Genomic DNA, 9,884 nt, shown 5'->3' with positions numbered 1-9,884 from the left:
CCGGTGATCTGCCGTGCCCGGTTGGCCGCCTCGGCGATGGAGATGGTGTTGTCCGAGAGCCGCGCCAGCAGGTCGGCCACCTCCGCCCGGGACGACATGTCGCGGAAGATCTCCGGGCGACCCAGCAGGTCCAGGGCGGCGGCGAGCCCGGTCGGGTCGGGGGCCTGGCCGGGCGCGACGACCGTGACCACCGGCGCCGGGAACGCCGTGGGAGTGGCGTCCTGCTGCTGCGGGGTGGGGGCGACGGGTACGGCCGGCGCGATCTCCGACGGGGTGATCGGCAGCGGGTGCTCCTCCCACTTCCAGAAGCGGGTGTTGTCGATCTCCTCCGCGACGCTGCAGTGGCCCAGCTTCCCCTCGGCGAAGACGCCGCGGGTCGGCATCGTGATCAGCACCTCGGATCGTGCCCGCAGGGCACCGGCCCGGCGCTCGACCTCCTCGTCGGACGGCTGGCGGGCCAGGGGGTAGGCGACGTAGCTGCCGAACACCTCCAGCGGCCGCGGCAGGACCGCCTCGTCCATCGAGACGCCGGCGGTCCACTGCTGGGACTCGAATGCCCGGGCGAGAGCGCCGGGGTCGGTGGTGAGCCGCAGCACGCGGTTGTAGTGCTCGCGAGCCGACTGCAGGTGGGTCACGAGCCGGTCGATCGACGCGTGCTCCTCCGGGGTCAGCGCGGCGTCGGCCCCGGGGATCCCGGGGTTGTCCGGCTGCCGGGGGGCGGGCCGCTTGATCCAGGTGAAGGCCTCCGAGCCCCCGGGTTCCTCGTCCTCGAACCACAGGTCGACGTCGCGGGAGCCCTCGGTCAGTGAGACGAACAGCCCGTTCGCGCCCAGGCCGTTGATGGTCAGCCAGTCGACCCGCCAGACGTCGTCGTCCCCCCACTTCTCGAACTGGAAGCCCAGGATGTCGCCCCAGCGCACCGGCACGTGCCGTCCCGTCACCGGGTCGTGCGGCTTCACGAAGGTCCAGATGGTCGCGCTGCTCTCGAACCGGCCGCCCTTGTTCAGGTCGTGCAGCCCACCCACCGGCGAGGCGCCCTTGTAGACGTAGTGCAACTCGTACTTCTTCTCCGCCAGCCCGGTCCCGGGGACGACGACGTAGCCGACGACGGGCTCCTCCGTCCCCTCCCCGTCGCGGGACTTGATGCCGAGCTCGAACATCTCGAACTCCAGGTCGCCCTCCCAGAACCCGGGCGTCGGTGCCACCCCGTTCGGGATGCCCCGTCGGGTCAGGTCCGCCTTCGCGGCGCGGAGCTTCTCGATCGCCGCGAAGCCCGGGGCGACGGTGGGGTCGAGCAGTGCCGGCTCCAGCTGCCAGCGGTGCTGCCTGGCCCGGTCGGCGTCGAAGTCCACCAGGGCGGGGAGCTTGGCCAGGACGGCGTGCCTGCGGCGGACCCACTCGGTGGTCACCCGGTAGTGCCGCAGCACCTCGTGGTACAGGACGGTGAGGGTGTGCGCGCGGTTGTAGTTGGTGAAGGTGCGGGTCTGGATGGTCTGGCTCTGCGTCTCCTGCGCCTGGACGACGACGGTCGACTGCAGCTCCCGCCGCGCGGCGCTGGTCTGCGCGAAGTCGTCGGAGAGCCGCTGCACGTTCTCGGCCACCAGGTCACGGCTGCCCGACGTCGTGGCCGTGGACCCGCCGAGGCTGAAGGTGTTGCCCGCCGCCGCGCCGATGCCGACCACGCCCACGTCCGCGCCGGCACTGCCCCCGACCGACCCGGCCGTCCCGCCCATGAACGAGGAGCCGCGCTGGGTCTCCCGCAGCGCCGCCTGGACGGTCTCGGCGACGGTGCGGTCCCGGGAGGTCTCGTGCCGGAGGGTCTCCTCCAGCGCGGTGTCCTCGGTACGCGTGGTGCCGGCCTGCCAGGACCAGTCGATGACCGCGAGCCGGACGCTCTCCCCGGGGGCCAGGGGCAGGCTGTAACGGATCTCCCCGAGCGAGTGCCCCAGCGCGTGCCAGGTGACCTTGTACTCGTCGACGTACGCCGCCCGGAACCCGTCCGGGACCCGCAGGTCGTCGCTCGGGTCGACGATGCGCACGACCTGCCGCAGCACGAACTCCTGCAGCGCGAGCGCCGCCGGGAAGAGGTGCTCGCAGCCGTCTCCGCCGACCAGTTGCTGCGGGTTGGCCGCGAACGACCCCGGTGACAGCAGCCAGTCGGTGAGGCCGGGCCGCTGCATGGCCGGGAGGCCGCTGACCGCCTCCACGGGGAGGTCGGCGCCCCGCGCGTGGACCAGGCCCACCACGGCGTCGTCGGCGAGCCTGCCCTGGGGGAGCACGTCGAGACGCTCCCCGCCGAAGGGGTGCACGCGCACGGCGACCCCGAGGGGTCCGGCACCCCCGGAGCGCAGCTCCGCCACCGCGCCCGCGAGCAGCCCCCGGGCTGCGGGGGCCAGCCGGGTGAGGTCGAAGCTGACGTAGCCGGCGTGGTCGGAGACCAGCACCCCCAGCGGGTTGCGCCACGCACCGGACACCGGCGGGCGGACCGGCAGCCCCCGCGCCTCGGCCGCTCGGCGCAGCACCGTCGCGGTCGCTTCGGAGAGTTCGCCGTCCGAGAGCTGGTCGGTGCTGCCCCCCGGTACGTGCTCGAGGATGCCGTGCACGATCTCCTCGACGAGTTCCCGCACCTCGTCGGGCTGGGTCTCGAGTCGCTCGAGCTCGTCCTGCGGCAGGGTCTCGGCCAGGGCGTCCTCGATCGCCGCCACCACACGATCGGCCTCGTCGGCCGGGAGGGCGCCGCTCCCGTGCACGGCCTCGTCGAGCACCGACCTCAGGCGCACGGGCAGCGATCCACGCGCGGGGCGCACCGGCACCTCGACCTCGGCGTAGACGGCCCGACGCGTGAGCACGGCACCGGTAGCGGCGTCGACGAGGAAGATCCCGAGCCTGCTCGGCAGGCCGTCACCTGAGGCCATCGTCGACTCCCGCGGGGTGCCCGCTGCCGGGTGCGAGGAGGTCGAGAGCCCGTCCGCGAGGGTCGGGCCCCCGCCGCGAGCGCGACGCTATACCCGCGGCCACCCGCCGGACAGCGGTCCGGTCGCGGCTCGTCGGGCGATCACGACCTCCTCGCCCGGCCGGTCAGCCGCCCAGCGCGGCGACGACCAGGTGCGGGCCGGGCTCGGCCAGCGCGTGGCTCAGCTGCTCCGCCAGTTCCTCCGCCGTCCCCGCGCGGCTCGCCGGGACACCCATCCCCTGCGCGATACCGACGAAGTCCAGCCGCGGGCCGCCGAGGTCGAGCAGCTTGCGGGCGCGCTCGCCGTCGTTGGCCGCGCCCACCCGGGAGAGCTCGTGCTCGAGGATCTTGTACGAGCCGTTGTCGCAGATGATGGTCGTGATGTCGGCCTGCTCGCGGGCGTAGCTCCACAGCGCCGAGATCGTGTACATCGCGCTGCCGTCGGCCTGGATGCCGATCACCGGCCGGTCCGGGCAGGCCACGGCCGCGCCCAGCGCCATCGGCAGGCCGTCGCCGATCGCCCCGCCGGTCAGCGCGAGCCAGTCGTGCCGCGGGCCGGCGGAGGTCATCTCCGTGAGCCCCGCCCCCGAGGTGAGCGCCTCGTCGACGACGATCGCGTTCTCCGGCAGCAGCGCGCCGACGACCGCGGCCATCGTGCGCGGGGTCAGCCGGCCGGTGGGCAGCTCGGGCCGCTCGAACTCGGCGACCTCCGGCTTGGCGTCGGGGGCGACCAGGTCGGCCAGCGCCCGCAGCGCCGCGGTGCCGTCCTCGCCCGGCCCGCTGAGCACGTGCACCGTGCAGTCCTCGGGCACCGGGTGGCCGGGCACCCCGGGGTAGCCGAAGAAGTGCACCGGTGCGGTCGCGCCGGCCAGCACCAGGTGGCGAGTGCCCGCGAGGGCGGCCATCGCCATCTCCGGCGGGTAGGGCAGCCGGTGCAGGTCGGGCAGCCCCGCGCCGCGCGTGGACCGCGCCGGGAAGGTCTCCACCATCAGCCGCACCCCGGTGCCCGCGGCGACCTGGGCGGCGGCCAGCTGCCCCTCCTCCCCCATGACGTCGCCGCCGAGCAGGAGGACCACCGGCTCGTCGGCGCGCACGACCGCGGCGACGTCGTCGACCACCGACGGCGCGACCCGCGGCCGCGGCCGGGACGGGCGCGGGGCGGCGACCTCGGCCCCCTCCTCCCACGACACGTCGGCGGGCAGGACCAGCGTCGCGATGCCGCCGGTGGCGACCGCGGCCACCGCGTCGGCGGCGTCGGCCGCGACGTCGGCCGGGGACAGCGAGCGGCGCACCCACGTGGAGAAGGTGCCGGCGACGGCGTCGATGTCGGACTCCAGCGGGGCGTCCAGCCGCTTGTGCGAGCGGGCGTGGTCGCCGACGACGTTGAGCATCGGTGCCCGGCCGCGGCGGGCGTTGTGCAGGTTGGCCAGCCCGTTGCCCATGCCCGGGCCCAGGTGCAGCAGCGTCGCGGCGGGCCGGCCGGTCATGCGCGCCCACCCGTCGGCCGCTCCGGTCGCGACGCCCTCGAACAGCGTCAGCACGCCCCGCATCTCCGGGACGTCGTCCAGGGCGGCGACGAAGTGCATCTCCGACGTGCCGGGGTTGGCGAAGCAGACGTCGACGCCCGCGTCGACGAGGGTCCGGATCAGTGCCTGTGCGCCGTTCACCGGGTCAGCTCACCTGCTGGACGTCGAAGTGGGCGAACGTGGCGCCGCCGGTGGCGAAGTTGGCGAGGTCCTGCCCGGCGGCGCGCCCCTCCGGCGACCCCAGGGCCTGCGTCATCGCCTCCTCGGAGTCGAAGTCGAGTTCCGCGACCAGGTACGGCGCCGGCTGCGCCGGGTCCAGCGACGCCGCCTTGCCGTAGGTCAGCCGCACCAGGCCGGGCTGGCGCAGCGCCAGCGGCGTGTGCGTCTCCCGGTAGTAGGCGTCGAACGCGGCCGGGTCCTCCGGCTGTCCGTAGCTGACCACGAGCCTGTGCACCATCCCGAACTCCTTCCGCAGGTCCTACCGCCCGTCAGCAAACAGGGCTTCCGCCCGCGGCGCGAGTCCGCCGTCCACCGCCGCACGGTTGTCCACAGGCCCCCGCCGAGCGGGCGGACCCGCCGGTCAGCGCTGTTACGTTCCGCCGCGTATCCGCTTCCGCCGGTGCCCGGTGCACCCGGATCTCCCGATTGGAACCCGCGATGGCCAACGTCAACGTCACCTACCAGCAGATGGAAGACGCCGGTGGCCGGCTCACCGGCGGGCGGGCCGAGATCGACGGCATGCTCGCGCAGCTGAAGGGCCTGGTCGACCAGCTCGTCGCCGACGGCTACGTCACCGACGCCTCCAGCCGCAGCTTCGCCGCCGCCTACGACGAGTTCACCGCCGGCGCCCGCAACACCGTCGCCGGCCTCGACGGCATGGCGCAGTACCTGACCCAGGCCGCCGCCACCTTCCGCGACGCCGACGCCCAGCTCGCCGGAGCCCTCGGCCGCTGACCGCCACCAGCGCACCGCCGCCGGCCGCCCCGCCCCGCGCGAGGCGGCCGGCGGCGTCCCGGCCCCGAGACGGTCAGGGCACGGTGGGCACGGCGATCGTGCGCAGGGCGCCGTCGCCGAGGTGCAGCAGCCCGCGCCCGGGCCGCACCGGCCCGCCGAGAGCGCCGCGCGGGACCCGCACCCCGATCAGGTCGCCGTCGGTGCTGCCCTGCGGTGAGAGCAGCACCCCCTGCCGAACCTTCCGCACCTCCACCTGCCAGCCCGACAGCCCGGTGCAGAGCGCGTCGGCGTTCCCGCCCAGCACCAGCCCGCGGCCCGGCACCTCCCCGCGCACGACCGCGCGGAACACCTCCCCCGCAGGGCAGTCCCGCAGGACCTCGCCGTCGTCGAGCAGCAGCACCAGCGGCCGGGCCGGCTCGGCGGCCAGCAGCTCCCGCCACCGATCGGCCGGCGCCGCGGCGTCGACGACCACGTCGAGCACCCCGGGGCGGCCGGCCAGCGCCCGCAACGGGGACGGCCGCGGCGCGCAGACGACGACCGCGCTGCCCCGCCGCAGCAGCGACTCCGCCATCACCGCCAGCAGCGTGCTCCGGCCCGAGCGCACCGGACCGGCGACGACGAACGCCGGCCCCCGCTCCACCAGGTCGGGCCCGGCCGCGGCCAGCTCGTCCCCGCCGACGCCGACCAGCGCGAAGCCGGGTCCGGCGTCGGCCGGGCGCAGGTCCCAGGCGGCCTCGAAGCCCAGGCGCGCGGGCAGCACGTCGACGCGGAACGGGCGGGCCTCCGGTGGCACCAGCGCGTCCCGGACGTGCGCCTCCTCCGCGATCGCGGCGAGCGCCGCCGCCTGCCCCTGCCCGGACGCGTCCTCGCCGAGCAGCGCGACCTGCGTCTCCACCGCACCCTCGACGGTGACCGCCCGGCCCGGCGGCAGCCAGTCGGGCACCTGCCGGCCGGGCACGCCGACCAGCGGGTAGTCGCCCCGGTCGGCCAGCCGCATCACCAGCCGGCCGTCGGTGAGGGACGACAACCGCCCGGTGCCCAGCGACCGGTCGCCGGTGATCACCAGTGAGATCCCCGCCGAGGCGCCCTCGCGCGCCAGCGCCGTCACGACGTCGGTGAGCCGGCCGCCGTCGAGCTCCCCGAGCACCGGCGTGAAGCCCTCCCACCGGTCCAGCATCAGCAGGACGTGCGGCAGCCGCTCCCCCGCCGGCACCGAGCGGCGCTGCTCGGCGACGTCGGCGAAGCCGCCCTCGGCCAGCACCTGCTGGCGGCGTTCCAGCTCCCGGGCGAGCCGGTCGAGCAGCCGGGCGGCGCGCTCGGTCTGCGTGCGGGTGACCACCGCGCCGCAGTGCGGCAGGTCGGCCACGGGCAGCAGCGCACCGTTGCCGCAGTCGAGCGCGTAGAGGTGCAGGTCGGCGATCGAGCAGCGGGAGCCGGCGGCCCCGGCCAGGGTGCGCAGCAGCTGCGAGCGCCCGCTCTTCGGCGAGCCGACCACCAGCAGGTGCCCGTCGGCCGCCGGGTCGAAGGCGGCCACCCGCCGTTCCTGGGTCGCGGGGACATCCTGCAGGCCGTAGGGCAGCCAGGTGGGCGAGGCCCCGCCCTCCGGTGCCCCGAGGTCGGTGGCCGGCACCCGCGCGGGCAGCGCCGGGAGCCACGGGCTGCGCTGCGCGGGCACGCCGTCGATCTCGGCCGCGGCCCGCACGGCCCCGACCAGCACGGAGAGGTCGGTGACCTCGTCGTCGGAGGCGCGGGCCGCCGTCGCCGGCTTCCGCGGCGGCGCGTACCCGAGCTGGTGCCAGCCCACCGGCACGACGGACGGCGCCGGCGGGGCGGTGCTGCGCCGGCCCGGCCGGCGCCCGCCGATCCGCGCGGCCTGGAAGGGCACCAGCGCGCCGTGCCCGAGCCGGGCGAACCCGCGGCCCGGCGCGGACTTCGCGATCCGGGCGGCGTCGGGCGCGTCGAGCACGTCGCTGCTGTCCGCGCCGTCGGTCACCCGCAGCGAGATGCGCAGGTTGGTGTTGGCGCGGATCTCCGGTGACACCACGCCGCTGGGCCGCTGGGTGGCCAGCAGCAGGTGGATGCCCAGCGACCGCCCCCGCTGCGCGACGTCGACCAGGCCGGTCACGAACTCGGGCAGCTCCCGCGCCAGCGAGGCGAACTCGTCGATCACGATGAGCAGCCGCGGCAGGGGCGGCCGGCCCGGCTCGCGGGCCTGCAGCGCGACGTAGTCCTCGACGTCCTTGACCCCGGCGTCGGCCAGCCGGTGCTCCCGGTGGGTGAGCTCGGCCCGCAGCGAGGTGAGCGCCCGCCGCACGAGGTGGGGGTCGAGGTCGGTGACCATGCCGACGGTGTGCGGCAGGTGCACGCAGTCCTCGAACGCGCTGCCGCCCTTGTAGTCGACGAGCACCAGGTTGAGCGCGTCCGGGCGGTTGGCCACCGCCAGCGAGGCGATCACCGTCTGCAGCAGTTCGGACTTGCCCGCGCCGGTGGTGCCGGCGACCAGCCCGTGCGGCCCGTCGGTGCGCAGGTCCAGCGTGAACGGGCCGTGCAGCCCGGCGCCGGCGACCAGCCGGGTGCTGCGCCCCTCCAGCTGCCAGCGCGCCCGCACGCCGTCGGCGGTGGGGGGCTCCAGGCCCAGCAGGTCGAGCAGCCGCACGCTGCCCGGCAGCACGGCGTCGTCCTCCGGGGCCACGTCGCGCAGCGGGGCCAGCGCCCGGGCCGCCCGCTCGGCGAGCTCCACCGGCACCGGCTCGGCCAGCACCGCCGGCACGGGATCGTGCCCGCTGCGACGGAGGACCAGCCGGGCCTCGTCCGCCGGGTCCAGCAGCGCCGTGGCCGTCGCCGACTCGGGCAGGAAGCGCTCCTCCTCGTCGGCGCAGACGGCGTACACCCCGACCGCCGGGCCGTCCTGCAGCAGCTGGGCCAGCCCGGGGGTGGCCCGCAGCGCCCGGTAGCCGTCGACGACGAGCACGTGCGCCGGGAAGGACTCCGGGAGGGCCCGGCCGGTGCTCGCGGCGCGGCGGGCCCGGACCAGCGCGGTCAGCTCCGCGACGCGGGCGGCCACCGTCTCGGTGTCGGTGCCGACGAGCGCGACGGGCCCCTCGCCGTCGGCCGGGCGGGCGTGCGGCAGCCAGCGCACCCAGGTCCAGCCCGCCCCGCCCCCCGGCGCGAGCAGGGTGAGCCCGAGGTCGCGCGGCGGGTGGGTGACCGCGAGCTGGAGCACCACCCAGCGCAGCAGCCCGGCGAGCGGCCCGGCGGGCCCGGCCAGCCCGACCACGCCGGCCTCGCCCAGCGGCACCACCACGGGGACGGCGTGCACGGTGCGCTGCTCGGGCGGCTCGCCACCGCCGGCGCGGTCGACGACCACGCGGGCGGGGAGGTCGGCCGCGCCCAGGCGCAGGTCGAGGGCGTCGGGGTCGGTGCGGCGCCGCTCCCACAGCCGCCGGCCGGGCAGGACGGCGGTGAGCAGGGCGGTCGCCGGATCGGGGTGGGCGTCCCGCCGGCGGGCGGTCTCCTCGGCCACCGCGGCGTCGATCCGCTCCCGGGCGCGGGCGAGCTCCCGCTCGTGACCGGCCCGCTCCTGGCGCTGCTCGCGGGCGCTCTGCCGCCGGTCGGCGACGGTGTTGCCGATCAGCATCACCGGGCTCGCCACGGCGAACACCAGGTACAGCGGCGAGCGCATGACGGCGGCGAGCACGACGCCGACCAGCAGCGGTGCCAGCACCATGAGCCAGGGCAGGCGGCGGGGATCGCGGCCCGTCGGCGCCTGCGGCAGCTGCACCCGCACCTCGCGCGCCGACGGCAGGAGCCGGGGGGCGCGGACGAGAGCGCGCGTCCCCGGGCCGGCCGGCTCGACCGCGGCGTCGGCGACCGGGGCGGGCCCGACCACCAGCTGGGTGTCGCCGAGCTGCACGACCTGCCCGGGTGCCACCGGCACGTCGTCGTCCTCCGGCACGGGCGCCCCCTCGAGCGTGGTGCCGTTGGCCGAGCCGAGGTCGCGCAACGTGGCGCCGTCCGCCCCCAGCCGCAGCAGCGCGTGCCGGCGGGACACGGCCGGGTCGGCGAGGCCGAACGGGCCGCTGCGGCCGAGCTCGTGCTCCCCGACCGGCAGCTCGGCGACCAGACCGCTGCCCGGGCCGCTGAGCACCCGCAGCTGCCAGCCGCGGGGCGGTGACGCGGCGGCGCCGGGGGTCAGGTGGACGACGGCGCCGTCGACGAGGTCGCTCTCCCCCACCGGCTGCCCGGCGTCGAGCCGCATCCCGGAGAGCCACACGCCGCGGGCGGGCACGCCGGCCACCCGGGCCAGCTCCGCGCCGAACCGGCCGACCGGCAGGTCGTCGTCCACGTCGGCGAGGACGTCCAGCGAGGTGCCGTCGTCCTGGGCGATGCTCAGCTGGACCCGCACGTCCGGACGGTAGGCGGACGCGCCGGTACCGGGCCGGCGCGGCTGT

Annotated in this window: 5 protein-coding genes; 1 reads left to right on the top strand and 4 read right to left on the bottom strand. The window is 76.7% G+C overall.

Annotated elements, in window-relative coordinates:
* From E9565_RS14940 to E9565_RS14930, 3 genes are all read right to left on the bottom strand, one after another.
* A partial coding sequence (locus E9565_RS14940; protein WP_236835681.1) for a hypothetical protein occupies positions 1-2,915 on the bottom strand: 2,915 nt, incomplete at its 3' end.
* Positions 2,916-3,078: 163 nt separating this feature from the next.
* Complete coding sequence (locus E9565_RS14935; RefSeq protein WP_236827973.1) at positions 3,079-4,620, bottom strand: acetolactate synthase large subunit; 1,542 nt, start codon at positions 4,618-4,620, stop codon at positions 3,079-3,081.
* 4 nt (positions 4,621-4,624) lie between these two features.
* Positions 4,625-4,936, bottom strand: coding sequence for an EthD family reductase (locus E9565_RS14930; RefSeq protein WP_236835679.1), 312 nt, complete (start codon positions 4,934-4,936; stop codon positions 4,625-4,627).
* A 200-nt stretch (positions 4,937-5,136) separates the two neighbouring features.
* On the opposite strand from E9565_RS14930, the gene E9565_RS14925 reads away from it, so the two are divergent.
* Positions 5,137-5,433 (top strand): WXG100 family type VII secretion target, encoded by a 297-nt coding sequence (locus E9565_RS14925; protein ID WP_236827975.1) that lies wholly within the window; start codon positions 5,137-5,139, stop codon positions 5,431-5,433.
* Between the two features lie 73 nt (positions 5,434-5,506).
* Here the strand turns inward: E9565_RS14925 and E9565_RS14920 are convergent, their stop codons facing one another.
* Positions 5,507-9,838, bottom strand: coding sequence for an FtsK/SpoIIIE domain-containing protein (locus E9565_RS14920; protein WP_236835677.1), 4,332 nt, complete (start codon positions 9,836-9,838; stop codon positions 5,507-5,509).
* Positions 9,839-9,884: the final 46 nt, after the last annotated feature.

This window comes from Blastococcus sp. KM273129 (assembly GCF_021698995.1).
Classification (GTDB): Bacteria; Actinomycetota; Actinomycetes; order Mycobacteriales; family Geodermatophilaceae; genus Blastococcus.
The sequence above is the reverse complement of the archived record's forward strand: the minus strand, read 5'-3'. Positions and strand labels throughout refer to the sequence as shown.